The organism is Pseudomonas sp. DWP2-2, assembly GCF_049897065.1.
In the GTDB taxonomy this organism is placed as follows: domain Bacteria; phylum Pseudomonadota; class Gammaproteobacteria; order Pseudomonadales; family Pseudomonadaceae; genus Aquipseudomonas; species Aquipseudomonas paracarnis.
This window is the reverse complement of the sequence record NZ_JAFCVN010000002.1, coordinates 354,188-378,507: the sequence shown is the minus strand read 5'-3', so window position 1 is coordinate 378,507 and position 24,320 is coordinate 354,188. Positions and strand designations below refer to the sequence as shown.

The following is a 24,320-nucleotide window of genomic DNA, read 5'->3' as shown; positions in this document are numbered from 1 at the left end:
GGTGGCAGGGCGACTTGAGCACCCGCGTGCCAAGCTGTGACTCAGTCGACACTCTCAAGTGCCCGCCACCCGTCGATTCAATTTCCGCCTGCCCGTACAAACAGCGTAGTTTTTGTCAGAGTTCTTGGGCGCCGGGCCGTGTTCCGTTAACATAGTCGGCTTTTTCACGGCGGGAGTCAGGCAGCATGGCGCAGCAGTATCAACCGGGGCAACGCTGGATTAGTGACAGCGAAGCAGAGCTGGGGTTAGGCACCGTTCTGGCACAGGACGGCCGCTTGTTGACCGTGCTCTATCCGGCCACTGGCGACACTCGCCAGTATGCGCTACGGAATGCGCCCCTCACTCGCGTGAGGTTTTCGCCGGGTGACACCATCACCCATTTCGAAGGCTGGAAAATGACCGTACAGGAAGTCGACGACGTCGATGGCCTGCTGGTCTACCACGGCCTCAATGGGCAGAACGAGCAGGTCACCCTGCCAGAAACCCAACTGTCCAACTTCATCCAGTTCCGCCTGGCCAGTGATCGCCTGTTCGCCGGGCAGATCGACCCGCTGGCGTGGTTCTCGCTGCGCTACCACACCCTGGAACACACCAGCCGCCAGTTGCAGTCCTCGCTGTGGGGCCTGGGTGGCGTACGCGCCCAACCGATTGCCCACCAACTGCACATCGCCCGCGAAGTCGCTGACCGTATCGCGCCACGCGTGTTGCTGGCGGACGAAGTGGGTTTGGGCAAGACCATCGAAGCAGGCCTGGTGATCCATCGCCAACTGCTCTCGGGCCGTGCCAACCGCGTACTGATCCTGGTCCCGGAAAACCTGCAGCACCAATGGCTGGTGGAAATGCGCCGCCGCTTCAACCTGCAGGTTGCGCTGTTCGATGAAGAGCGCTTTATCGAAAGCGATGCCACCAACCCGTTCGAAGACACCCAGCTTGCACTCGTTGCGCTCGAATGGCTGGTGGACGACGAGAAGGCCCAGGACGCGCTGTTCGCCGCCGGCTGGGACTTGCTGGTAGTCGACGAAGCCCACCACCTGGTGTGGCACGAAGACAAGGCCAGCGCCGAATACTCGCTGGTCGAACAACTGGCCGAAGTGATTCCTGGCGTGCTGCTGCTGACCGCCACTCCAGAACAACTGGGCCAGGACAGCCATTTTGCGCGCCTGCGCCTGCTGGACCCGAACCGCTTCCACGATCTGCAAGCCTTCCGCGCCGAGAGCGAAAACTATCGCCCGGTGGCCGAAGCCGTGCAGGAGCTGCTGGACAAGGGCCGCATGTCGCCGACCGCGCACAAGACCATTCAAGGCTTCCTCGGTGACGAAGGTGAAGCCCTGCTCACCGCCGTCAACGATGGCGACACCGAGGCCAGCGCGCGCCTGGTGCGTGAACTGCTGGACCGCCACGGCACCGGCCGCGTGCTGTTTCGCAACACCCGTGCTGCGGTGCAAGGCTTCCCCGAGCGCAAGCTGCACGCCTACCCGCTACCGAACCCGGACGAATACCTCGAACTGCCCCTGGGCGAACACGCCGAGCTGTACCCGGAAGTCAGCTTCCAGGCGCAACCGGACATCGAGGAAGAGAACCGCTGGTGGCGTTTCGACCCTCGGGTCGAGTGGCTGATCGACCAGTTGAAAATGCTCAAGCGCACCAAGGTCCTGGTGATCTGCGCCCACGCCGAAACCGCCATGGACCTGGAAGACGCCCTGCGTGTGCGCTCCGGCATCCCGGCCACGGTGTTCCACGAAGGCATGAATATTCTGGAGCGTGACCGCGCCGCTGCCTATTTTGCCGATGAAGAGTTCGGTGCCCAGGTGCTGATCTGCTCGGAAATCGGCAGTGAAGGCCGCAACTTCCAGTTCTCCCATCACCTGGTGCTGTTCGACCTGCCGTCCCACCCCGACCTGCTGGAACAGCGCATCGGGCGCCTGGACCGGATCGGCCAGAAACACGTGATCGAACTGCACGTGCCCTACCTGGAAACCAGCCCGCAAGAGCGCCTGTTCCAGTGGTACCACGAGGCGCTCAATGCCTTCCTCAACACCTGCCCGACCGGCAACGCCTTGCAGCATCAGTTCGGCCCACGCCTGCTGCCCTTGCTGGAAGCCGCCGACGACGGCGAGTGGCAAGCCCTGATCGACGAAGCCCGTGCCGAGCGCGAGCGCCTGGAGCAGGAGCTGCACACCGGTCGCGACCGCTTGCTCGAACTCAATTCAGGCGGCGCTGGCGAAGGCGATGCACTGGTCGAGGACATCCTCGAACAAGACGACCAGTTCGCCCTGCCGATCTATATGGAAACCCTGTTCGACGCATTCGGCATCGACAGCGAAGACCATTCGGAAAACGCGCTGATCCTCAAGCCCAGCGAAAAAATGCTCGACGCCAGCTTCCCCCTGGGCGACGACGAGGGTGTAACCATCACCTACGACCGTAACCAGGCGCTGTCGCGCGAAGACATGCAGTTCATCACCTGGGAGCACCCGATGGTGCAAGGCGGCATGGACCTGGTGCTGTCCGGTTCCATGGGCAACACCGCCGTGGCACTGATCAAGAACAAGGCGCTCAAGCCAGGCACCGTATTGCTTGAACTGCTGTATGTCAGCGAAGTGGTCGCCCCGCGCTCCCTGCAACTGGGTCGCTACCTGCCACCGGCCGCCTTGCGCTGCCTGCTGGATGCCAACGGTAATGACCTGTCGGGCCGCGTGTCGTTCGTAACCTTGAATGACCAGCTGGAAAGCGTGCCACGGGCCAGCGCGAACAAATTCGTACAGGCGCAGCGCGACCAACTCACACCGCGCATCAACGCCGGTGAAGAGAAGATCGCCCCGCGTCACGCCGAGCGTGTAGCCGAAGCCAAGCGTCGCCTGGCGGCAGACACCGACGAAGAGCTGGCGCGCCTGACCGCGCTGCAAGCGGTCAACCCGACCGTACGTGACAGCGAGCTGGTTGCCTTGCGCAACCAGCGCGAGCAAGGCCTGGCCATGCTTGATAAAGCGGCACTGCGACTGGAAGCGATTCGGGTGTTGGTGGCGGGTTGATAATCCGCTGAACGTAAAAGGCCCGCGCAATGCGGGCCTTTTTATTAGCCTTGCCGGCCTCATCGCGGCATAGATATCTCCACAACTCTGAAGCGATCGACAGTAACCACGATGCGAAGCGAGCCGCTCTTGATCTTGATCTGCTTGTGATCTTGATCTCAGGCGCCCCGTTAAACCACGCTGGCCGAACGCAGGCTTGAATTCGTGGGTAACCCGGCAGGACGCCGGGTTAGCCGCCCCGCGCCATGGATGGCGCGTGGCGGCGGCCCACGGATTCAAGACTGCGTTCGGGCACACCGAGCCTAGGCGAGGTGCCGAGTGGTGGGGCAAGAGCGTTTTGCTTACTTTGCCGCTTTTGCAAAGTGAGCCGCCGTCAGGGCGGAACCCTAGGTGGCCGTTACCTAAATAACGGATATGTACCCGGTCCAACTGTGTTGAATGTTAGGCCGCCTTCGCGAGCAAGCCCCCCCACAGGTTAATCGTGGTGTACCAGGTAGATGGGTGTCGGCTATCAGGCCGTCATCGCAGGCAAGCCAGCTCCCACATTTAGATCGCGGCACGTCAGTTAGAACAGCGTCGGCTATCCGGCCTAGAGATCGTTCCCCCGCTCGGCGTGGGAATGCATCATGTGACGCTCTGCGTCACGACTTTTAAGCGGACGCAGAGCGTCCAGAGCGGCGTTCCCACGCAGAGCATGGGAACGATCACTCGGTCTCACGCCGTTGCCGCCGCTGCCGGCACCTCAACCGCACTCAACCCTTCCTTCATCCGCTTGGCATCACGCACAAAACTGCGCGAGGCCTGGAACAGAAACAGCATGGTCAAGAACAACGCCACTGGAATCAGGTACATGGCGTCATGCAAGCCTACCGCTTTATAAGCCTCTGTCATCTGCTGCGCCCCAGCCGCATACATCGCTGAATGGGCAAAGTGATCGGACAACGCCCCGACCACCACCGGCCCCATGCCACCGCCGAGCAGATACAGCCCGGCAAAGAACAGCGCCATCGCCGTTGCGCGCAAGCGTGGTTCGACCACGTCCTGGATCGCGGTATACACGCAGGTATAGAAGTTGTAGGCAAACAGCCAGCCCACACTGAACAGCGCGACAAACACCCCGATTTCGACACGCCCGGCATGCAATGCCCAGGCGGTGGTGACCGTGGAGATGATCAAGCTGAAGGCGGCGAACAACAGTCGGCCATTGGCGACCCGCTGATGAATCTTGTCGGCAATCCAGCCCCCCAGCGTCAAGCCCACCAAACCGGTCAGGCCGACGATGACACCCGTCGCGACGGCCGCGTCCTGCAAGGGCATGAGGAAATAGCGCTGCAGCATCGGCACCAGGAACGAGTTGCACGCATAGGTGGCAAAGTTAAAGCACAACCCGGCCAGCACCAGCCACAGAAAGGTCGGCACAGCCAGCACGCGACGGATCGGGCGGTCGACGCGCTCTTGGGAGACTTGCACGGTTTCCGCCGCACCACGCTTGGGTTCTTTTATGTAGAACATAAACACCGCAAGGATCAGCCCCGGCACCGCCGCGATAAAGAAGGGCGCGCGCCAGCTGTCGAACGCCTTGACCATCGCACCGATCGTAAAGAACGCCAGCAACAGGCCCAACGGCAGGCCAAGCATGAAAATCCCCATGGCTCGGGCACGGCGGTGGGCGGGAAAGAGGTCGCCAATCAGCGAATTGGCCGCGGGTGCATAGCTGGCTTCGCCGATGCCAATGCCCATGCGCACCAGCAGGAAGGTCCAGAAACTGCCGACCATGCCGTTGACCGCCGTCAGCCCACTCCAGGCGAACAAGCCCCAACCCATCAACTTGCTGCGTGAACCGGTGTCAGCCAGGCGCCCGAGCGGCAGCCCGGCAATGGCGTAGACGATGGTAAAAGCGGTGCCGATGATACCGAGCTGGAAGTCGCTCAGGTGCCATTCCATGCGGATGGGCTCAATGATGATCGCGGGAATGGTGCGGTCAAAAAAGTTGAACAGGTTAGCGAGGAACAGCAGGAACAGAATGCGCCAGGCATTCGCCGCTTGGGTCGAGTTCTGCATGGGTCCGTCTCTTTTATTGTTATGAGAGCTGCGATGCCCGATGCATCCTGCTCAGGTCACTGCAACATAGTCAGGCTGGCAGTGATTGTCTGTAATGATTCGTAAAGCTGATAGGGCATGATTTCACCCAGGCAACAGCGGATTTTGCCCACGAAAATATAAGTGCGTGCCCCTCTTCCCAATGGCGATGGCACGGATAGAATGGCGAGCCTTTCGTAGCACCCTCCTCCTACTTTTCTTATTGATGACGCCCATGTCCGAAGCCAGTCCGTGTCTGAATTGCGGTGCCTGCTGTTCACACTTTCGCGTGTCTTTCTTCTGGGGTGAGTGCGCCTCGTCCGGGGGCACGGTGCCCGATGACCTGGTGGTGCAGATCAACCCCAGCCGCGTGGCGATGATCGGCACCGATCAGAAACCTGCACGGTGCTGCAGCCTTGAAGGTGAAGTCGGACAGGCCACCAGCTGCTCTATTTATGAGCAACGCTCCAGCGTATGCCGTGAGTTCGACTCGTCCTGGAGCCAGGGCGAGCAAAATGTCGATTGCGACGCCGCCCGTGCCGCATTCGGCCTGGCGCCGCTGGAAGCCCCACACTTCGAACTCGACCTGCCCATCAGCGCTTAGCACCAAACGCTATGGAAGGCATGTCAAAATAATTTGAGATCAAAACGCCATTACTCATGGCAAATCTTCGGAGACTTCTATACTCGATCTCATCGGTCATCGCCTCTGGCAGTGACATGGCTCTATGACGGGATACGCTATGGAATGGCTGGGGCAGCACTTTTTTACCGACCTTCCAGACAGTGGGCATTTATTACTCAATTGCAGTCATAACCCCTTTCTGGTGCTACTGGCGTACCTGGTCGCCTGCGCGGCGGGCTTCGGTACGCTGGACATGGCCGAACGTGTGGGCCATGTCCAGCGTACCGAAGCCCGCCGCCATTGGCGCTGGCTGGGCGCGGGTTGCCTGGCAGGCGGAATCTGGTCGACCCATTTCATCAGCATGCTGGCGTTCCAGGCCCCCATCGCCATTCACTACGAATTGATCATGACGTTCGCCTCGCTGCTGATCGCCCTGATCGCCTCGCTGCTCGCCATGCAGACCCTCAGTCATACTCACCTGCGCTTTCATCAGTACCTGGTGGCTTCGGTGTGGATGGGACTGGGTATCGCGCTGATGCACTACGTGGGCATGTCGGCCATGCGCTCCCAGGCCCAGGTGTACTTCGAAACACGGCTGTTCCTGGCCTCGGTGGCGATTGCCATCGGCGCCAGCCTGGCGGCATTGTTGCTGTCCAGCTACCTGCGCAACGGAGCCGGCGTGTTTCACCAGTTGCTCAAATACGCCGCCAGCCTGGTGCTGGGAGCCGGAATCCTGAGCATGCATTTCACCGGCATGGCGGCCATGCAAATGCTGGTGCCCGGTGGCGCGGATCTTTCATTGCCGGTGGATGGCAGCCAGATTCAACTGGGGTTGTCGGTGGCGGTAATTACCTTGCTGGTGATCGGCAGTAGTGTCAGCGCAGCCCTGGCAGATAAAAAGCTGCAGCACAAAGAACGGGACCTGCGCCGGGTCAATGCGCTGCTCAGCGAACTCGACCAGGCCCGCGCCTCACTGCAACAAGTGGCCCACTTCGATGCGCTGACCAGCCTGCTCAACCGCCGTGGTTTCAATCAGATCTTCGCGGAAAAGGTTGCGGAAAAAACCCGAAGCCAAGGCATGCTGGCGGTAATCTTTCTCGACATTGATCACTTCAAGCGCATCAATGACAGCCTTGGCCACGATGCGGGCGACCAGTTGCTCACGGTGCTGGCCGGGCATATCAAGGGCTCGATACGCAGCCATGAAGATGTAGTGGCACGCTTTGGCGGCGATGAATTCTGTATTCTGATCACTATTCATCACCGCGACGAAGCCCGGCAGATGGCCCAGCGCATCATGCAGAAGATGAAAGAGCCCATCGAGCTGGCTGGCCGGCGCATGGTGATGACCACCAGCATCGGCATCAGCCTGTTTCCCGAGGACGGCCACACCTGCGAAGAGCTGCTGAAAACTGCCGACCTGGCGCTGTACCAATCCAAGGACGCCGGGCGCAACAGCTTGCACTTCTTCAGCTCCAACCTGAAAACACGCGCGTTCCTTGAGCTGCAACTGGAGGAGGAACTGCGCGCCGCCTTGCGTACGCGCAACCAGCTGGTGCTGTTTTATCAGCCGATCTTCGACATGAAGCTGGGCAAGGTCACGCGCCTGGAAGCCCTGGTGCGCTGGCAACACCCCCAGCACGGACTCCTGGCTCCGGACCGCTTTATCGGCATTGCCGAGAACAACGGGCTGATCGCCGAGCTGGACCACTGGGTATTGCGCCAGGCCTGTCACGACCTGAGCCTGTTGTCTGACCGGGGCTACACCGAGTTGATCATGGCGGTAAACTGCTCGGCGTTGAACCTGGCGCGTGACGAACTGGCCGATGAAATCGAAGACGCCCTGCGCTTCGCCGGCATAGGCACCAACCGACTTGAACTGGAAGTCACTGAAAATGCGCTGATGGGCAACATCAGCAGCACCCTGGCACTGTTGCGGCAAATTCGCGCCCTGGGTGTGTCACTGGCCATCGATGACTTCGGCACTGGCTATTCGTCGCTGGCTTATCTCAAGCGCTTGCCGCTCAACACCTTGAAGATCGACCGCTCGTTTATCCAGGACATTCCCAAATCCACCGCAGACAGTGAAATCGTCCAGGCGGTTATCGGCATGGCCCACACCCTGCACTTGCAGGTGGTTACCGAAGGCGTGGAAACCCAGGCACAGTTCGAGTTGCTGCTCAAGCATGGCTGTGACTACATCCAAGGCTACCTGCTCAGCCCGGCGGTGCCTTTCAATGACATCATCGGCGTGATGCAGGGGATTGCCATGCGCAACCCGCTATACCCGCTCAGCGTGGAGAACAACGACGCTCCACAGCCAAAAGACCCGGCGCCAGGGCGTATCGGCCCGCCGTCTATTGTCAGGCCGATTCGCTGAGACCCAGGCACGGGGAGTGGTGGTGTAATCGCTGCTTCTCTTCACGCCGGGTCATACCTAGAAACAATTGCGCCACTCATTCCTTCGGACCTCAACTGTTCCCGTGACGCTTACGTCACCCTCGGCTGTGACCTTTCTCTACGGCAAGGTGCCATCACGCGTTCAGCGGTTACTCGGCTACACACTTCAGCGCGTGAAAAATACGCACCTTTTTCGTGCGCACCATTCTTATGCCGCCCTTTCCTGGATCAGGATCCATGGCGAGACCACCACTGCCCATAAGCTTGGATCCCGTTCGACCAGGTCCAATGCCCGCGTCGCAGACACCTCGCCAAGGGTGCCTGCAGCCAGCCAGGCGGCGACTTTGTCACGGTTGTCTTCGGCCATTCCTTCGGCGGCCTCGATCAAATCCAGGCCGGCATCGACCCACAATAGGGCACCCTTGGCAAAGAACGGTTCAAGCTCCTTCCAGGAAATTTCGGCGGTTTCACCGAGCAGCTTGGCATAGAGGGTGCTTGGTTCTTGCGTCATGGGAATTCACCTGAGTAGAAAATCGGCGCAATCATAGCCCCGTCGCTCAGGCAGAAAAACCCAGTAGCAAATGAAGTAGCGATTGAAACTGCCAGGAAAGCCAAGGAATGCCTTGAAAGCTGTTAGCAGCCCGGCGCAATTCTGTCTTTTTCTTTCACTTAAGCGACATACCCAGGTTTTGCCCCCAGCTGCCAGCTTTTCAAGCGATCAACCGGCGCTCTACACTGTACCGGTACAGTTGCCAGGGCAATGCCGGGGGGATATCCGCGATATCTGATCCGGTTCCGCAGCTCACAAGGCCGCTAGAACTATAAAAAATACAACAGTAAGAGTGGAGCACTATGAATAAGGCTACTAAGCAGATTTCCAAACTGTTTGCCGCTATGGTCCTGGCTGGGGTTGCCGGCCATTCGTTCGCAGCCGACACCATCAAGATCGGCATCGCCGGTCCCAAGACCGGTCCGGTGACGCAATACGGCGACATGCAATTCATGGGTGCCAAGCAAGCCATCAAAGACATCAACGCCAAGGGCGGCGTAGACGGCAAGATGCTTGAGGCCAAGGAATACGACGACGCTTGCGATCCAAAACAAGCCGTGGCCGTTGCCAACAAAGTGGTCAATGATGGCGTCAAGTTCGTCGTCGGCCACCTCTGCTCCAGCTCCACTCAGCCAGCATCGGATATCTATGAAGACGAAGGCGTCATCATGATCACCCCCGCTGCCACCAGCCCTGAAATCACTTCCCGTGGCTACAAGCTGATTTTCCGCACCATCGGCCTGGACAGCGCGCAAGGCCCAGCGGCCGGCAACTACATCGCCGACCACGTGAAGCCGAAAATCGTTGCCGTCCTGCACGACAAGCAGCAATACGGTGAGGGTATCGCCAGCGCCGTGAAGAAGACCCTTGAAGAAAAAGGCACCAAGGTTGCCGTCTTCGAAGGCCTGAACGCCGGTGACAAAGACTTCTCCTCGATCATCCAGAAGCTCAAGCAAGCCAACGTCGACTTCGTCTACTACGGCGGCTACCACCCTGAGCTGGGCCTGATCCTGCGCCAAGCCAAGGAAAAAGGTCTGAACGCCAAGTTCATGGGCCCAGAGGGCGTGGGTAACGACTCCATCTCGCAAATCGCCCAGGGCGCTTCCGAAGGTCTGCTGGTGACCCTGCCGAAATCCTTCGACACCGACCCTGCCAACAAAGCCATCGTTGAAGAGTTCGCCAAGAACAAACAGGACCCAACCGGTCCGTTCGTATTCCCGGCGTACTCGGCAGTTGAAGTCATCGCCGGCGGTATCGCTGCCGCGAAGAGCGAAGACACCGCCAAAGTGGCCGAGGCCATCCACGCGGGTACCTTCAAGACCCCTACCGGCGATCTGAGCTTCGACGCCAAGGGCGACCTGAAGGACTTCAAGTTCGTGGTCTACGAATGGCACTTCGGTAAACCAAAAACCGAAGTTTCCCCTCAGTAAGCCAGGCGTTACTGGTCAACAAGCCCACTGTGCAAGCAGTGGGCTTTGTTTTACGAGGTTTATGGGCCATGTCACCCGCGATCCGGGCGCTGGCTCACCTGAAAATCTTAAAACCGTCACCAGCGGTTCGCTGGCAAACGCTTTGTGCAACCTGGTCACAGAACAGGGCACCGAGCCGGAAATGACTCCACCAGTGAAATGCGTATCGGGTTTTTAGGAGCGCTGTAATGCCTGAGATCTATCATTTTTTCCAACAGCTGGTTAATGGCCTGACCATTGGCAGCACCTATGCCTTGATAGCCATTGGCTACACAATGGTTTACGGCATCATTGGAATGATCAACTTCGCCCATGGCGAGGTGTACATGATTGGTTCCTACGTGGCCTTCATTGCCCTTGCCGGGCTGGCCATGATGGGGATCCACTCCCTGCCGCTATTGATGACCGCTGCGTTCCTGGCGTCGATCATCGTAACCAGTGCCTATGGCTACAGCATCGAGCGGGTTGCCTACCGCCCCCTGCGGGGCAGCAACCGTTTGATCCCGCTGATTTCCGCGATCGGCATGTCGATTTTCCTGCAGAACACTGTATTGCTGTCCCAGGACTCCAAGGACAAGTCCATTCCCAACCTGATTCCGGGGAGCATTTCCTTCGGCCCGGGTGGCGCACAAGAAGTGCTGATTTCGTACATGCAGATTCTGGTTTTCGTGGTCACCCTGGTGGCCATGCTGGGCCTGACGCTGTTCATCTCCCGCTCCCGTCTGGGGCGCGCCTGCCGGGCCTGCGCCGAAGACATCAAGATGGCCAACCTGCTGGGCATCAACACCAACAACATCATCGCCCTGACCTTCGTCATTGGTGCTGCGCTGGCGGCCGTGGCGGCCGTGTTGCTGAGCATGCAATACGGCGTGATCAACCCCAACGCCGGCTTCCTGGTGGGCCTCAAGGCCTTTACCGCTGCGGTATTGGGCGGCATCGGCAGCATTCCGGGCGCCATGCTCGGCGGGCTGGTGCTGGGTGTGGCCGAAGCCTTTGGCGCCGATATCTTCGGTGACCAGTACAAGGATGTCGTCGCGTTCGGCCTGTTGGTTCTGGTGTTGTTGTTCCGTCCGACCGGCATCCTGGGCCGTCCGGAGGTTGAGAAAGTATGAGCAGATATCTTAAATCGGCGTTTTTCAGCGCCTTGCTGGTGTGGGCCGTGGCCTTCCCGGTACTCGGCCTCAAGCTGAGCATTGTCGGCATCAACCTGGAGGTGCACGGCACCGGGCCTGTGACCCTGACCGTCATCGCCCTGTGTTCGGTGCTAATGTTCCTGCGTGTACTGTTCACCCAGCAGGTCGGTGCCTTGTTCAAGGGCAACCGTGGCCCGTTGGTGTCGCCCAAGGTCAGCCAATTTCTGACCCTGCCGCGCACCCAGCGCTACATCATCATCGGGTTGATCATCGCGGCGCTGATCTGGCCGTTCTTCGGCTCGCGCGGCGCGGTCGACATTGCCACGCTGATCCTGATCTACGTGTTGCTGGGCCTGGGCCTGAACATCGTGGTGGGCCTGGCAGGCCTGCTCGACCTGGGTTATGTGGGCTTCTACGCCGTGGGTGCCTATACCTACGCGCTGCTCTCGCATTACCTGGGCTGGAGCTTCTGGATCTGCCTGCCATTGGCGGGTATGGCGGCGGCCACGTTCGGCTTCCTGCTGGGCTTCCCGGTGCTGCGCCTGCGCGGTGACTACCTGGCCATCGTGACCCTGGGCTTCGGCGAAATCATTCGCCTGTTCCTGCGTAACCTCACCGATATCACCGGTGGCCCCAACGGTATCAGCAGCATTCCCAAGCCGACGTTCTTCGGGCTGTCGTTCGACCGCACCGCCGCCGAAGGCATGCAGACCTTCCACGAGTACTTCGGGATTGCCTACAACCCGGTGAGCAAAGTGGTGTTCCTGTACCTGGTGGCGCTGCTTTTGGCGTTGGCGGCACTGTTCGTGATCAACCGCCTGCTGCGCATGCCCATCGGCCGTGCGTGGGAAGCGCTGCGCGAAGATGAAATCGCCTGCCGTGCCCTGGGCCTGAACCCGACCATCATCAAGCTTTCCGCATTCACCCTGGGCGCTGCATTCGCCGGTTTTGCCGGCAGCTTCTTCGCCGCTCGCCAAGGCCTGGTGACGCCGGAATCGTTCACCTTTATCGAGTCGGCGATCATTCTCGCCATCGTGGTACTGGGTGGCATGGGCTCGCAACTGGGCGTGATCCTGGCGGCCATCGTGATGATCCTGCTGCCGGAAATGATGCGTGAGTTCAGCGAATACCGCATGTTGATGTTCGGCGCCATGATGGTGCTGATGATGATCTGGCGCCCTCAAGGCCTGCTGCCCATGCAACGTCCACACATGGAGCTGCGCAAATGAGCCGCGAGATCCTGAAAGTCGAAAACCTGAGCATGCGCTTCGGTGGTTTGCTGGCGGTCAATGGCGTGGCCCTGTCCGTCAAAGAGAAACAAGTGGTAGCGCTGATCGGCCCCAACGGCGCCGGCAAGACCACGGTGTTCAACTGCCTCACCGGCTTCTACAAGCCGAGCGGCGGCAGCATCCTGCTGGACGGCCAGCCGATCCAGGGCCTGGCCGGTCACGAGATCGCTCGCAAGGGCGTGGTGCGTACCTTCCAGAACGTGCGGTTGTTCAAGGACATGACGGCGGTCGAGAACCTGCTGATCGCCCAGCACCGTCATTTGAACACCAACTTCTTTGCGGGCCTGTTCAAGACCCCGGCGTTCCGCAAGAGCGAGCGCGAGGCCATGGAGTACGCGGCGTACTGGCTGGACAAGGTCAACCTGACCGAGTTTGCCAACCGCCCGGCAGGCACCCTCGCCTACGGCCAGCAGCGTCGCCTGGAAATCGCCCGTTGCATGATGACCCGCCCGCGGATTCTGATGCTCGACGAACCCGCCGCCGGCCTGAACCCCAAGGAAACCGAAGACCTCAAGGCGCTGATCAGCGTGCTGCGCGAGGAAAACAACGCCACGGTGCTGTTGATCGAACACGACATGAAACTGGTCATGAGCATCTCCGACCATATCGTGGTGATCAACCAGGGCACGCCGCTGGCCAACGGGACGCCGGAGCAGATCCGCGACAATCCTGAAGTGATCAAAGCCTACTTGGGGGAAGCGTAAAATGCTGCAATTCGAAAACGTTTCCACTTTCTACGGCAAGATCCAGGCCCTGCACAGCGTCAATGTGGAAGTGCGCCAGGGTGAGATTGTCACCCTGATCGGCGCCAACGGTGCCGGCAAATCGACCTTGCTGATGACCTTGTGCGGTTCGCCGCAAGCCTACAGTGGCAGCATCCGCTACATGGGTGAAGAACTGGTGGGCAAGCACTCCGCCGAGATCATGCGCAAGAGCATTGCGGTGGTGCCCGAAGGCCGTCGGGTGTTCTCGCGCCTGACCGTGGAAGAGAACCTGGCCATGGGTGGATTCTTTACCGACAAGGGCGATTACCAGGAGCAGATGGACAAGGTGCTGCACCTGTTCCCCCGTCTCAAGGAACGCTTCAGCCAGCGCGGCGGCACCATGTCCGGCGGCGAGCAGCAAATGCTTGCCATCGGCCGGGCGCTGATGAGCAAGCCCAAGCTGTTGTTGCTGGACGAGCCTTCCCTGGGCCTGGCACCGATCATCATCCAGCAGATCTTCGACATCATCGAACAGCTGCGCAAGGACGGTGTGACGGTGTTTTTGGTGGAGCAGAACGCCAACCAGGCGCTGAAAATCGCTGACCGTGCCTATGTGCTGGAGAATGGCCGGGTGGTGATGCAGGGTACGGGTGAGCAATTGCTGACCGATCCGAAGGTGCGGGAGGCCTACCTCGGCGGCTAAGAAAGAGTGAGTTCCAAATGGGAGTTGGCTTGTGTGGGAGCTGGCTTGCCTGCGATGGCATCACCCCGGTGTATCTGAAGAACCGAGGCGTTTGCATCGCGGGCAAGCCCGACTCCCACATTTGCTTTGTATAAGTCATTAAACAGGTGTTGTTTGCAGTTTTTTTCGATGGCTTTGTAACGAATTCCCTCCCCCTTTCTCTAGTGGTGCATGCAGGCAATCAAGCCTGCGCATTCAACCACTGCTGGAGACACACCATGACCACCAAACTGTCCGCTGCCACCCTCGTCCTGGCCCTTGGGTCTGCCCTGAGCCTGTCCGCCCTGACCACCACCGCCCACGCGGCCGACGACATGCAGAAATGCTTCGGCGTGGCTGAAGCCGGCAAGAATGACTGCGCCGCGGGCGCCGGTACTTCCTGCGCTGGCACCTCCAAAACCAAAGACCAGGCCAATGCCTGGAAGCTGGTCCCCGCCGGCACTTGCACCAAGACCCCAAGCACCACCTCGCCGACCGGTTTTGGCCAGGAAGCGGCCTTCACCGCCAAATCCTGAACCCCGCGCAGCCTGAGTACTGATGATGACGCCTACAGCCCAACACGCGGTCTCACCGGCTCAGGTGCCCGGCCTCCCCTATCGGGCCGGGCTGGGGCTCAAGACCGAGCACTTCACCGAGGTGCTCGAGACCCGCGCCGACATCGGTTTTTTCGAAGTACATGCCGAAAACTACATGGCGGCCGGCGGCCCGTTTCATCACTACCTGGGGTTGATTCGTGCGCAGTACCCCCTGTCACTGCACGGCGTCGGCCTGTCCATCGGCGGCGAAGCCCCCTTGGATCGCGAGCACCTGGCACGCCTGGCCACGCTGATCGAACGCTATCAACCCCAGTCTTTTTCCGAACACCTGGCCTGGTCCAGCCACGGCCCGGTGTTTCTCAACGACTTGCTGCCCCTGGCCTACGACGCCTGCACCCTGGAGCGGGTATGCGAACACGTGGATCAGGTACAGAGCACGCTCAAGCGGCCGATGCTGTTGGAAAACCCCTCCACTTACCTGCAGTTCCAGCGCTCTACCCTGGACGAAACCGACTTCATCAGCCAGATAGTCCGCCGTACTGGTTGCGGCCTGCTGCTCGACGTCAACAACGTCTACGTGTCCTGCATCAATCATCAGCGCGACCCGCTGACCTACATCGATGCCTTGCCATTGCACGCAGTGGGTGAGATTCATCTGGCCGGTTTTGCCGAAGACACCGACAGCCTGGGCGACCGCCTGCTGATTGATGACCACGGCGCGCCGATCGATAACGCCGTGTGGCAGCTTTACGCACAGGTACTGGCGCGGACCGGAGCGGTGGCGACGCTGATCGAGCGGGATAACCAGGTGCCCGCGTTCAGCGTGTTGCAAGCAGAGGCCCGGCAGGCCGAATGGTATTTGTCGCAGGTGGCCCGATGAGCATTCAGCAAACATTCGCCGAGGCTTTACTGGCCCCGCAAGCAACCTGCCCCGAGGGCGTGTTCAGCAGCAACGGTGCTGAACCGGCGAGCCGCTTTGCGGTGTATCGAAACAATGTCCATAGCGCTTTGATCAATGCTTTGGCAGCCGCCTACCCGGTGGCGCGGCAACTGGTCGGCGATGAGTTTTTCCGCGCCATGGCCGGCCTGTATGCCCAGGCCCACCCGCCCACCAGCCCCTTGATCAATGAGTACGGCGGCACGTTCGCTGACTTTATCCAGGGTTTCGAACCAGCCTGGAGCGTGCCCTACCTGGCCGATGTCGCCCGGCTGGAACGCTTGAGGGTCCGCGCTTATCACGCGGCGGATTGCCAGGTTCTGGATCAGCACAGCGTACTTCGGCAACTGCAAGGTTGCGCACAACTGGGGCAACTGCGTGTAGGACTGCATCCGTCACTTGCCACGCTGGAATCGTCCTACGCGGTGGTATCGGTTTGGGCGGCGCACCAGGCCGACGGGGCCATCGCCAGCTTGAACCCCTGGCATGCCCAAGGCGGGCTGGTCTTGCGCCAAGGGTTGGTGGTCAAGGTATTCGCCATCGACCGCGGGTCTGTGACCTTTATCAACCGACTCAACCAAGGCGCAGGGCTGGAAATGGCCATAGCTGATGCCCTGAAAGCCTCTGACGAATTCGACTTGCACCTATGTCTCACGCTGTTGATCAGCCACGACGCCATCACCCATTTGCATCTGCAACCAGAGGTATCGCCATGAACTTTCCCGCTCCCTGCCTGGTAAAACGAACCGTCGCACTGTTTGAAAAAATCCCCTACAGCCTGATCGCCTTTATCGCGCGCTTCTCCATTGCTGCGGTGTTCTGGAAGTCTGGCCAGACCAAGGTCGAAGGCTTTGCCATTGACCTGATCAGCGGCACCTTCCAATGGGGTGAGCCCAAACTCGCCGCCTCGACGCTCTTTTTGTTTCGCAGCGAATACCAATTGCCTCTGCTGTCGCCAGAGGTGGCCGCGCACCTGGCAACCTTTGCCGAGCACTTTTTTCCGGTATTGATTCTGCTGGGGTTCGCCACGCGCTTCTCGGCCCTGGCCTTGATAGGCATGACCTTGACCATCCAGCTGTTCGTCTACCCTGACGCCTACCCCACTCACGGCACCTGGCTTGCGCTGTTATTGTTGTTGCTTGCCAAAGGCCCCGGGTGCCTGTCCATCGACCACCTGATTGCCCGTCGTTATCGCTGAAGCCGATCCAGCGCTTCGCCGCTGCGCTTGAACCAGTCCACCAGGTAGTCGGCCAACACCTGGGTACGCCGAGGCAAACCGCCTTGGTAGGGATGCACCAAGTACATCGGCATGCTGCGTGTCTGATAATCGCGCAGCAGCCAGCGCAATCGGCCGTCAGCCAGCTCCGTGGGTAGAACGTAGGACGGCAGGCGGGCAATACCGGCGCCGACCAACGCTGCTTTTTTCAACAGGTTGTAGTGGTTGGAGGCGAAGGTGCCGCTCACCTTTACCCGCAGCAATTCGTGTTGCTGGTGGTACAACCACTCCTCGCGGCCACTGTAATGACTGTTGAGCAAACAGCTGTGCGCCGCCAGGTCCGCTGGGGTCTGCGGCTCGCCATGCTGTTCCAGATAAGCCGGGCTGGCGCAGGTCATCTCATGCCAGGCCAGCAAAGGTTTAGCCACCAAGCGTTCATGTTCGATGGCGCCCGACCGTACCCCCAAGTCAAAACCATCCCGTGCCAAGTCTCGGTAGTTGTTATTGAGCTCCAGCTCGATCTGCACCTGCGGGTATTGCTTGGAGAACTCCATCAGCAAGCCATCGAAGAAGGTTTCACCCAACGACACTGGAACGGTCATACGCACAGGGCCAGCCAAATCATCTTTGAGCCGCGCCAATGCCTGGCGGGCGCGTTCCACCTGCACCACCAATGCTTGTGCCTGGGGCAGCAACGCCGCGCCGGCAGCAGTCAGGCTCAGCTTGCGCGTGGTGCGGTGCAGCAAAACCACGGCAAACTGCGCTTCCAACTGGCTGATGCGCTTGGACAACTGCCCTTTGCTGCAGCCCAATTGTGCGGCCGCCACGGTGAAACTGCCGGCTTCGATCAGCACGGCGAACGCCGCCAGGTCATCCATTTCGCTCATGGACTGTTTCCATTTGAAAACCAAAGGTTGCCTATTAGCACGTTTATCCAATTAAAAAGCCACACTAGACTGAACGCAAATCCCAACCCCTGTAGGAGCGAGCTTGCTCGCGAAGAACGTCAACGATCACGCGGTAAGCCTGACTACACGCCGGCGACCTTGAGTTTTTCGCGAGCACGCTTGCCCCTGCAGGAAATCAGCCCCAGAGGAACAGCACGATGAAAATCCTATTGATCGGTGCCAGCGGCACCATCGGTTCAGCGGTCAAGGCGGAACTGGCCCAGCGCCACGAAGTGATCAGCATCGGCCGCACCAGCGGTGACTTCCAGGTGGATATCAGCGATAGCGCCTCGATCCGTAAGCTGTTCGAGCAGACCGGTAAGTTCGACGCCCTGATCTGCGCGGCAGGCAGCGTCAACTTCGTGCCCCTGGCAGACATGAACGACAGCGATTTCGAACTGGGCCTGCGTGACAAGCTGATGGGCCAGGTCAACCTGCTGTTGATCGGCCGTGAGTACGCCAACGACGGTGCTTCGTTCACGTTCACCAGCGGCATCCTGAACCGTGATCCTATCCGTACCGGCGCTTCGGCGGCCTTGGTCAACGGTGCTCTGGACGCCTTCGTCAAAGCGGCGGCCATTGAATTGCCTCGCGGCCTGCGTATCAACTCGGTCAGCCCGACTGTGCTACTGGAAGCCATGGGCAGCTATGCCCCTTATTTCCGTGGCTACAAACCTGCCCCCGCCGCCGATGTAGCGCTGGCTTACGCCAAAAGCGTCGAGGGCCTACAAACTGGTCAGACCTTTATCGTGGGGTGAGGGTGAGTGCTGTAAGAAACGCCTGAAGCTGGCAAGCGGGCTTGTGATGCACGGCCAGCCTGCGTAACGTGGCGGCACTTGCCTGGAGACCCGATAATGCGCGCCGCCCGTACCCTCGTCCTGTTTGCCTTGCTTCCTGTATTCGCCGCCTGCCAATTGTTCGAAAGCGAGCCGGCCAAGCCATCGACTGTCGGGCTGACCCGTATGCAGGGTGAGTTGACCGCGGTGGACGGCAAACTGCTGTTCCAGCCGTGCGGCGACCAGCGTAGCTACGTGGTCAACGACACCGGCGGCACCAGCGTCCTGCAGGAAGCCGCCTCGCTGGCCGGCCAGCAGGGCAAGCTGTTTGCCGACCTGCGCGGCAAGTTTTCCGGGGTCGCCAGCGGCACCCAGGGTTCAGTGGACCTGCAACAGCTGTATCGCGTCGAACGCTCGACTTCAGCGTGCTCCGACCCGGACTTCAAGCGCATGATACTGCGGGCCAACGGCCATAAACCCGCCTGGGCAATGAATGTCACGGCCAAGGGTATGGTGCTGGAACGCGAAGGCCATCCACCTTTGGCAGTACCCTACGTCGAGGAACAACTGGGCGACGGCCGCTTCAATCTGATGACTGAAGCCAACAACCAGCACATCGAACTGTGGGTGGCGCCCCAGCGCTGCGTCGACAGTGTGAGCGGCAGCCTGCAACACATGAGCGCCGAGTTGCGCGTGAACGGCCAGGTGCAGCGTGGTTGCGCAGCATTCGGCGGCTCGCGGGACGACTGATTAGGCCCTGTGCTGTTTTAACCTGACGGAAACTTGCCATTGGGGCTTATAATCGCCGGTTTGCAAAACAGCCGGCCTCCTTGCCCGCCGCCTACCGGATCCTGTCATGTTACGAATCACCGAACTCAAGCTGCCCATCGACCATCCCGAAGAAGACCTGCGCACTGCCATCGTGCAGCGCCTGGGCATCGCCAGTGATGACCTGCTCGATTTCACCCTGTTCAAGCGCAGCTACGATGCGCGTAAAAAGACCTCTGAGCTGTGCTTCATCTACACCGTCGACCTGAACGTGAAGGGTGAAGCCGCGCTGCTGCTCAAGTTTGCCGACGACCGCAACGTCAACCCGGCACCGGATGTCAGCTACAAGGTGGTGGGCCAGGCGCCGGAAGGCCTGGCTGAGCGGCCAATCGTGGTGGGCTTCGGTCCCTGCGGGATCTTCGCCGGGCTGCTGCTGGCACAGATGGGCTTCAAGCCGATCATCCTCGAGCGCGGCAAGGAAGTGCGCCAACGCACCAAGGACACCTGGGGCCTGTGGCGCAAAAGCGTGCTCAACCCCGAGTCCAACGTGCAATTCGGTGAAGGCGGCGCAGGCACCTTCTCCGACGGCAAGCTGTACAGCCAGATCAAGGACCCGAAATTCCACGGTCGCAAAGTGCTGCACGAGTTCGTCAAGGCCGGCGCGCCGGAAGAAATTCTCTACGTCAGCAAGCCCCACATCGGCACCTTCCGCCTGACCGGCGTGGTGGAAAACATGCGCGAGCAGATCATCGCCCTGGGCGGTGAAGTACGCTTCGAGCAGCGGGTCACCGACGTGTTGATCGAAGACGGCCAGTTGAACGGCGTGGTCATCGACGGCGGCGAGCAGATCCTCTCCAAGCACGTGATTCTTGCCCTGGGCCACAGCGCCCGGGACACCTTCCGCATGCTCCACGACCGTGGCGTGTACATGGAAGCCAAGCCGTTCTCGGTGGGTTTCCGTATCGAACACCCACAGTCGCTGATCGACGCCGCACGCCTGGGTAAATACGCCGGCCACCCGAAGCTGGGTGCTGCGGACTACAAGCTGGTGCACCACGCCAAGAACGGCCGTTCGGTTTACAGCTTCTGCATGTGCCCGGGCGGCACCGTCGTGGCTGCGACCTCGGAGCCCCATCGCGTCGTGACCAACGGCATGAGCCAATACTCGCGTAACGAGCGCAATGCCAACTCTGGCATCGTGGTAGGCATTACCCCCGAGGTGGATTACCCGGGTGGCCCGCTGGCCGGTATCGAGTTGCAGGAGCGCCTGGAGTCCCACGCCTACATCCTCGGCGGCAGCAACTACGAGGCCCCGGCGCAACTGGTGGGCGACTTCATCGCCGGCAAACCCTCCACCGCGCTGGGCAGTGTGGAGCCGTCCTACAAACCCGGAGTGTCGCTGGGTGACCTGGCCCTGGCCCTGCCGGACTTCGCCATCGAAGCCATCCGCGAAGCCTTGCCGGCGTTTGAGAAACAGATCAAAGGTTACTCGCTGCACGATGCGGTGCTGACCGGCATCGAGACCCGCACCTCATCGCCCTTGCGCATTACCCGCAACGAGTCAATGCAGAGCCTGAACGTCAAAGGCTTGTTCCCGGCCGGAGAAGGCGCGGGGTATGCCGGTGGGATTCTGTCGGCGGGTGTCGACGGGATTCGGATCGCCGAGGCGTTGGCGCGGGATATGCTCGGCATCCACGGTTGAAGCTTCGAGTTGTAAGCTTCAAGCCACAAGCTAAAAACAGGTATGCATCCTGCTTTTCTTGTAGCTTGGAGCTTACAACTTGGCGCTGCTTGTCAGATATTAGCGCGCAGGATGTTAGCGGGTAGCGCCTCACCGCGCTCGACACTCGCCGCAACCGCCGCGATCAACCCTTCCAGCTCATAGCCCTGCCCCGCCAGCCAAGCTTGATCGTAATAGGTCGTGGCATAGCGCTCACCACCATCGCACAAGATCGCAACGATCGACCCCGACTCCCCCGCCGCTTTCATCTGTTGCGCCGCCATCAGCGCACCGATCAGGTTGGTCCCGCTGGACCCGCCAACCCGTCGCCCCAAACGCTCAGCCAGGTAATGCATGGCCGCCAGGGACAATGCATCCGGCACTTTGACCATGGCGTCAATCACCGCGGGCAGAAACGATGCCTCCACCCGTGGGCGACCAATCCCTTCAATCCGTGAGCCACAGTCCAGGCGCAGGCTGGCGTCACCACTCTGGTAGAAGTCGAAGAACACCGAGCGTTCGGCGTCGGCACATAGAACACGCGTGCAATGTTGACGATAACGCACATAGCGGCCCAGGGTCGCGGTGGTGCCGCCGGTGCCAGGGCTGGAAATCAACCAACTCGGCTCCGGGTGCTGTTCAAAGCGCATCTGCTGGAAGATCGATTCGGCGATGTTGTTGTTCGCCCGCCAGTCGGTGGCACGCTCGGCGTAGGTGAACTGGTCCATGAAGTGCCCCCCGCTTTCCTGGGCCAGGCGTTCGGATTCGGCGTAGATCTGCGTCGGGTCCTGGACCAGATGGCTCTTGCCACCATAGAAGGCAATCTGGGCGATCTTCTCTTGGGACGTGGTCGCGGGCATGACGGCAATGAACGGCAAGCCGAGCAAGCGCGCGAAGTAGGCTTCAGAGATCGCGGTGGAGCCGCTGGACGCTTCAATAACGGGGGCGCCCGGCTTGAGCCAGCCATTGCACAGCGCATACAGGAACAGCGAGCGCGCCAGCCGGTGTTTCAGGCTGCCGGTGGGGTGGCTGGACTCATCCTTGAAGTACAACTCGATGCCTGGCAAACCCGGTAATGGCAGCGGGATCAGGTGGGTATCGGCGCTCCGCTGGAAGTCCGCTTCAATGATACGAATGGCTTCGCGGGCCCAGGTACGGTGGTCGCTCATGGTGGCTTCTCTAAAGGTTTTCAGCGGTGATCTTAGGATATTTCCCACACTTCACACAGATACAGTGACGACGCAATTGGACACACAATTGCTAGTCTTTAACCCACCGATGTTCCGGCCAACTCCTTATAACAAATAAGAATATAACTTTTGTTTTAACAACTAACGGTACGGGTTAGGGTACCCACCTATTGAACCTGGATTGGAGAGCATCCCTTGCCTCTGCGTAGCACTTTCACCCGTTTCTTCCAGCTGGAAGCCGCCAGTGGTCTGTTGTTGATCGCCGCTGCCGCTTTGGCGCTGATTATCAACAACTCACCGTTGTCGCACCTGTACAACGCCTTTCTCGACACGCCGGTGGTGGCTCAGGTTGGCGCGTTGAAAATCGCCAAGCCGGCGCTGCTTTGGATCAACGATGGCCTGATGGCCCTGTTTTTCCTGCTGATCGGCCTGGAGGTCAAGCGTGAGCTGCTGGATGGTCACCTGTCCAAGCCTTCGCAAGTGGTGCTGCCTGGCGCAGCGGCCATCGGCGGCATGGTTGTGCCGGCGCTGATCTACTGGGCGCTTAACAAGGACAACCCGGCCGCCCTGGCCGGCTGGGCGATCCCCATGGCCACCGACATTGCCTTTGCGCTGGGCGTTCTGGCCCTGCTGGGCAAGCGCGTACCAGTGTCGCTGAAGCTGTTCCTGATGACCCTGGCGATCATTGATGACCTTGGCGCCATCATCGTCATTGCCTTGTTCTATTCCGCTGACTTGTCCACGGCATCCCTGGCGGGCGCGGGGGCGTGCTTGATTGCGCTGATTGCGATGAACCGCCTGGGCGTGATCAAGCTGGGGCCGTATATGATCATCGGCCTGATCCTGTGGGTGTGCGTGCTCAAGAGCGGTGTGCATGCGACCTTGGCGGGTGTAACCCTGGCGTTCTGCATTCCACTGCGCACCAAAAATGCTGAAACCTCACCGCTGCTGAGCCTGGAACACGCCCTGCACCCGTGGGTGGCCTACGCCATCCTGCCGCTGTTCGCGTTTGCCAATGCCGGGGTCTCTCTGACAGGTGTCAGCCTGGAGAGCTTCACCCACTCCGTGCCCATGGGCATCGCCGCCGGTCTCTTGATCGGCAAGACCGTCGGTGTGTTCGGCCTCACCTGGCTGGCGATCAAGACCGGCATCGCCTCACTGCCCAGCGGCGCCAACTGGGGTCAGGTAATGGGCGTGGCGATTCTGTGCGGGATCGGCTTCACCATGAGCCTGTTTGTCGGCTCCCTGGCGTTTGTGCCAGGCGCCAGTGAGTTTGCCGGTGAAGATCGCATGGGGATTCTGACCGGGTCGATCCTGGCGGCCTTTATCGGGTATGCCGTGACGGCGATGGCAAGTCGCAAGAAAGTCGTCGTTGCATGATTGAAGTCAGTCAGTTGTAGGAGCGAGCTTGCTCGCTCCTACAAACAAAACCCCCAACCGGTCACCCGGTTGGGGGTTTTTCTTCGCCTGAAGCTTAAGGCTTAGCGAGTAACGCGGCTGGTACCGTCGACGGTCATGATGCGTACGCGGTCACCAATGCGGAAGATTTCATTTTCCTGCACGGCTTGTACGTAGGCACGCATGCTGCCGTCGTCTTCGCGCACGGTGATTTCCACGCCCTGGGTACGGGTCAGGCCTTCTTCAGTGGCCGAGCCCAGCAGGCCGCCCGCAACTGCGCCGATCACAGCAGTAACGATGCTGCCACGGCCGCCACCGATGGCGCTGCCGCCAACGCCGCCGATGACTGCGCCCGCGGCGCCGCCGATTGGGGTCTTGGTCCCTTCGATTTTCACCGGACGCAGGGATTCGATGGTGCCCATGCGAACGGTCTGTACACGACGCGCCTCATCACGAGAGTACGAGTCGCCGGTCAGACTCGAGGCGCAGCCACCCAACAGCAACGACAGGGTGGTAAAGCAGGCAACTAGTAAAACGGACTTACGCATAGCATCAACTCCAAAGGACAGGTATTCATTAAACGCTGTGGCTTGGCGCGTGTCACGGCGCACCAGGCAGAAACTTGCTTTCATTCAGCCTGAGTACAGACTGCCAGCACCAGAGAACTCGACGAACGGTAACCAAGCCAGGGTACGGAACGATGCCATAACCGGCTCGATCAGTGTAGCCGCACAGCCGAAAGCGTCCGAAGTCTCTTGAACAGAGACTTCGACGCAACGGTGTTGATTCAGGTGGGATGACGAAAGGTG

General features: G+C 60.2%; 21 protein-coding genes. 16 read left to right on the top strand and 5 right to left on the bottom strand.

What is annotated here, in order from left to right:
* The first annotated feature begins 185 nt into the window (after nt 1-185).
* Nucleotides 186-3,032 (top strand): RNA polymerase-associated protein RapA, encoded by a 2,847-nt coding sequence (gene rapA, locus ACP7CZ_RS05690; RefSeq protein WP_294172361.1) that lies wholly within the window; start codon nt 186-188, stop codon nt 3,030-3,032.
* 714 nt (nt 3,033-3,746) lie between these two features.
* Here the strand turns inward: rapA and ACP7CZ_RS05685 are convergent.
* Nucleotides 3,747-5,093, bottom strand: coding sequence for a spinster family MFS transporter (locus ACP7CZ_RS05685; protein WP_034125959.1), 1,347 nt, complete (start codon nt 5,091-5,093; stop codon nt 3,747-3,749).
* Nucleotides 5,094-5,346: 253 nt separating this feature from the next.
* On the opposite strand from ACP7CZ_RS05685, the gene ACP7CZ_RS05680 reads away from it, so the two are divergent.
* The gene (locus tag ACP7CZ_RS05680) at nt 5,347-5,715 is read left to right on the top strand and encodes a YkgJ family cysteine cluster protein (RefSeq protein WP_034125958.1); all 369 of its coding nucleotides are present in this window, start codon (nt 5,347-5,349) and stop codon (nt 5,713-5,715) included.
* 139 nt (nt 5,716-5,854) lie between these two features.
* Nucleotides 5,855-8,116, top strand: a complete 2,262-nt coding sequence (locus ACP7CZ_RS05675; protein ID WP_294191929.1) for a putative bifunctional diguanylate cyclase/phosphodiesterase — start codon at nt 5,855-5,857, stop codon at nt 8,114-8,116.
* A gap of 228 nt (nt 8,117-8,344) precedes the next feature.
* On the opposite strand, the gene ACP7CZ_RS05670 is transcribed toward ACP7CZ_RS05675, so the two are convergent.
* Entirely contained in the window at nt 8,345-8,647 is a 303-nt protein-coding gene (locus ACP7CZ_RS05670) for a DUF2288 domain-containing protein (protein WP_034125956.1), read from the bottom strand.
* A 341-nt stretch (nt 8,648-8,988) separates the two neighbouring features.
* On the opposite strand from ACP7CZ_RS05670, the gene ACP7CZ_RS05665 reads away from it, so the two are divergent.
* From ACP7CZ_RS05665 to ACP7CZ_RS05625, 9 genes are all read left to right on the top strand, one after another.
* Nucleotides 8,989-10,116 carry a branched-chain amino acid ABC transporter substrate-binding protein gene (locus tag ACP7CZ_RS05665; protein ID WP_003193533.1) on the top strand — a complete coding sequence of 376 codons (1,128 nt, stop codon included), beginning with the start codon at nt 8,989-8,991 and terminating at the stop codon, nt 10,114-10,116.
* A 227-nt stretch (nt 10,117-10,343) separates the two neighbouring features.
* Nucleotides 10,344-11,267, top strand: a complete 924-nt coding sequence (gene livH / locus ACP7CZ_RS05660) for a high-affinity branched-chain amino acid ABC transporter permease LivH (RefSeq protein WP_003193535.1) — start codon at nt 10,344-10,346, stop codon at nt 11,265-11,267.
* Nucleotides 11,264-12,517 carry a high-affinity branched-chain amino acid ABC transporter permease LivM gene (locus ACP7CZ_RS05655; RefSeq protein ID WP_034125955.1) on the top strand — a complete coding sequence of 418 codons (1,254 nt, stop codon included), beginning with the start codon at nt 11,264-11,266 and terminating at the stop codon, nt 12,515-12,517. Before livH ends, ACP7CZ_RS05655 begins: the two co-directional genes overlap by 4 nt.
* Nucleotides 12,514-13,281 carry a high-affinity branched-chain amino acid ABC transporter ATP-binding protein LivG gene (livG, locus tag ACP7CZ_RS05650; RefSeq protein ID WP_034125954.1) on the top strand — a complete coding sequence of 256 codons (768 nt, stop codon included), beginning with the start codon at nt 12,514-12,516 and terminating at the stop codon, nt 13,279-13,281. Before ACP7CZ_RS05655 ends, livG begins: the two co-directional genes overlap by 4 nt.
* Nucleotide 13,282: 1 nt before the next feature.
* Nucleotides 13,283-13,984 carry an ABC transporter ATP-binding protein gene (locus tag ACP7CZ_RS05645; protein ID WP_003193540.1) on the top strand — a complete coding sequence of 234 codons (702 nt, stop codon included), beginning with the start codon at nt 13,283-13,285 and terminating at the stop codon, nt 13,982-13,984.
* Nucleotides 13,985-14,241: 257 nt separating this feature from the next.
* On the top strand, nt 14,242-14,538 hold the full coding sequence (locus ACP7CZ_RS05640) for a BufA1 family periplasmic bufferin-type metallophore (protein WP_034125953.1): 297 nt from the start codon (nt 14,242-14,244) through the stop codon (nt 14,536-14,538).
* Nucleotides 14,539-14,560: 22 nt separating this feature from the next.
* Entirely contained in the window at nt 14,561-15,439 is an 879-nt protein-coding gene (locus ACP7CZ_RS05635; protein WP_294191909.1) for a DUF692 domain-containing protein, read from the top strand.
* Complete coding sequence (locus ACP7CZ_RS05630; RefSeq protein WP_089041263.1) at nt 15,436-16,212, top strand: DNA-binding domain-containing protein; 777 nt, start codon at nt 15,436-15,438, stop codon at nt 16,210-16,212. The genes ACP7CZ_RS05635 and ACP7CZ_RS05630 overlap by 4 nt, the downstream gene beginning before the upstream one ends.
* Nucleotides 16,209-16,694, top strand: a complete 486-nt coding sequence (locus ACP7CZ_RS05625) for a DoxX family protein (protein WP_034125950.1) — start codon at nt 16,209-16,211, stop codon at nt 16,692-16,694. Before ACP7CZ_RS05630 ends, ACP7CZ_RS05625 begins: the two co-directional genes overlap by 4 nt.
* Here the strand turns inward: ACP7CZ_RS05625 and ACP7CZ_RS05620 are convergent.
* Nucleotides 16,685-17,599: a LysR family transcriptional regulator gene (locus ACP7CZ_RS05620; RefSeq protein ID WP_054898403.1), complete on the bottom strand. Its 915-nt coding sequence runs from the start codon at nt 17,597-17,599 to the stop codon at nt 16,685-16,687. The genes ACP7CZ_RS05625 and ACP7CZ_RS05620 overlap by 10 nt on opposite strands.
* Before the next feature lie 218 nt (nt 17,600-17,817).
* Here ACP7CZ_RS05620 and ACP7CZ_RS05615 point away from each other — a divergent pair, with 218 nt between their 5' ends.
* The 3 genes from ACP7CZ_RS05615 to ACP7CZ_RS05605 all read left to right on the top strand — a co-directional run bounded on the left by ACP7CZ_RS05615 (nt 17,818) and on the right by ACP7CZ_RS05605 (nt 20,905).
* On the top strand, nt 17,818-18,417 hold the full coding sequence (locus ACP7CZ_RS05615; RefSeq protein WP_034125948.1) for a short chain dehydrogenase: 600 nt from the start codon (nt 17,818-17,820) through the stop codon (nt 18,415-18,417).
* Nucleotides 18,418-18,513: 96 nt separating this feature from the next.
* Nucleotides 18,514-19,185, top strand: a complete 672-nt coding sequence (locus tag ACP7CZ_RS05610; protein WP_034125947.1) for a COG3650 family protein — start codon at nt 18,514-18,516, stop codon at nt 19,183-19,185.
* Nucleotides 19,186-19,291: 106 nt separating this feature from the next.
* Nucleotides 19,292-20,905: an NAD(P)/FAD-dependent oxidoreductase gene (locus tag ACP7CZ_RS05605; protein WP_034125946.1), complete on the top strand. Its 1,614-nt coding sequence runs from the start codon at nt 19,292-19,294 to the stop codon at nt 20,903-20,905.
* 92 nt (nt 20,906-20,997) lie between these two features.
* Here the strand turns inward: ACP7CZ_RS05605 and ACP7CZ_RS05600 are convergent, their stop codons facing one another.
* Nucleotides 20,998-22,092, bottom strand: a complete 1,095-nt coding sequence (locus tag ACP7CZ_RS05600) for a PLP-dependent cysteine synthase family protein (RefSeq protein ID WP_054897976.1) — start codon at nt 22,090-22,092, stop codon at nt 20,998-21,000.
* A 216-nt stretch (nt 22,093-22,308) separates the two neighbouring features.
* On the opposite strand from ACP7CZ_RS05600, the gene nhaA reads away from it, so the two are divergent.
* Complete coding sequence (nhaA, locus tag ACP7CZ_RS05595) at nt 22,309-23,493, top strand: Na+/H+ antiporter NhaA (protein ID WP_054897977.1); 1,185 nt, start codon at nt 22,309-22,311, stop codon at nt 23,491-23,493.
* A 101-nt stretch (nt 23,494-23,594) separates the two neighbouring features.
* Here the strand turns inward: nhaA and ACP7CZ_RS05590 are convergent, their stop codons facing one another.
* The gene (locus ACP7CZ_RS05590) at nt 23,595-24,059 is read right to left on the bottom strand and encodes a glycine zipper 2TM domain-containing protein (protein ID WP_003189251.1); all 465 of its coding nucleotides are present in this window, start codon (nt 24,057-24,059) and stop codon (nt 23,595-23,597) included.
* Nucleotides 24,060-24,320: the final 261 nt, after the last annotated feature.

Excerpts from the sequence above, each read along its gene's own strand:
- rapA (WP_294172361.1), top strand. The coding sequence starts at position 186 with ATGGCGCAGCAGTATCAACCGGGGCAACGCTGGATTAGTGACAGCGAA.
- ACP7CZ_RS05685 (WP_034125959.1), bottom strand. The coding sequence starts at position 5,093 with ATGCAGAACTCGACCCAAGCGGCGAATGCCTGGCGCATTCTGTTCCTG.
- ACP7CZ_RS05680 (WP_034125958.1), top strand. The coding sequence starts at position 5,347 with ATGTCCGAAGCCAGTCCGTGTCTGAATTGCGGTGCCTGCTGTTCACAC.
- ACP7CZ_RS05675 (WP_294191929.1), top strand. The coding sequence starts at position 5,855 with ATGGAATGGCTGGGGCAGCACTTTTTTACCGACCTTCCAGACAGTGGG.
- ACP7CZ_RS05670 (WP_034125956.1), bottom strand. The coding sequence starts at position 8,647 with ATGACGCAAGAACCAAGCACCCTCTATGCCAAGCTGCTCGGTGAAACC.
- ACP7CZ_RS05665 (WP_003193533.1), top strand. The coding sequence starts at position 8,989 with ATGAATAAGGCTACTAAGCAGATTTCCAAACTGTTTGCCGCTATGGTC.
- livH (WP_003193535.1), top strand. The coding sequence starts at position 10,344 with ATGCCTGAGATCTATCATTTTTTCCAACAGCTGGTTAATGGCCTGACC.
- ACP7CZ_RS05655 (WP_034125955.1), top strand. The coding sequence starts at position 11,264 with ATGAGCAGATATCTTAAATCGGCGTTTTTCAGCGCCTTGCTGGTGTGG.
- livG (WP_034125954.1), top strand. The coding sequence starts at position 12,514 with ATGAGCCGCGAGATCCTGAAAGTCGAAAACCTGAGCATGCGCTTCGGT.
- ACP7CZ_RS05645 (WP_003193540.1), top strand. The coding sequence starts at position 13,283 with ATGCTGCAATTCGAAAACGTTTCCACTTTCTACGGCAAGATCCAGGCC.
- ACP7CZ_RS05640 (WP_034125953.1), top strand. The coding sequence starts at position 14,242 with ATGACCACCAAACTGTCCGCTGCCACCCTCGTCCTGGCCCTTGGGTCT.
- ACP7CZ_RS05635 (WP_294191909.1), top strand. The coding sequence starts at position 14,561 with ATGATGACGCCTACAGCCCAACACGCGGTCTCACCGGCTCAGGTGCCC.
- ACP7CZ_RS05630 (WP_089041263.1), top strand. The coding sequence starts at position 15,436 with ATGAGCATTCAGCAAACATTCGCCGAGGCTTTACTGGCCCCGCAAGCA.
- ACP7CZ_RS05625 (WP_034125950.1), top strand. The coding sequence starts at position 16,209 with ATGAACTTTCCCGCTCCCTGCCTGGTAAAACGAACCGTCGCACTGTTT.
- ACP7CZ_RS05620 (WP_054898403.1), bottom strand. The coding sequence starts at position 17,599 with ATGAGCGAAATGGATGACCTGGCGGCGTTCGCCGTGCTGATCGAAGCC.
- ACP7CZ_RS05615 (WP_034125948.1), top strand. The coding sequence starts at position 17,818 with ATGAAAATCCTATTGATCGGTGCCAGCGGCACCATCGGTTCAGCGGTC.
- ACP7CZ_RS05610 (WP_034125947.1), top strand. The coding sequence starts at position 18,514 with ATGCGCGCCGCCCGTACCCTCGTCCTGTTTGCCTTGCTTCCTGTATTC.
- ACP7CZ_RS05605 (WP_034125946.1), top strand. The coding sequence starts at position 19,292 with ATGTTACGAATCACCGAACTCAAGCTGCCCATCGACCATCCCGAAGAA.
- ACP7CZ_RS05600 (WP_054897976.1), bottom strand. The coding sequence starts at position 22,092 with ATGAGCGACCACCGTACCTGGGCCCGCGAAGCCATTCGTATCATTGAA.
- ACP7CZ_RS05590 (WP_003189251.1), bottom strand. The coding sequence starts at position 24,059 with ATGCGTAAGTCCGTTTTACTAGTTGCCTGCTTTACCACCCTGTCGTTG.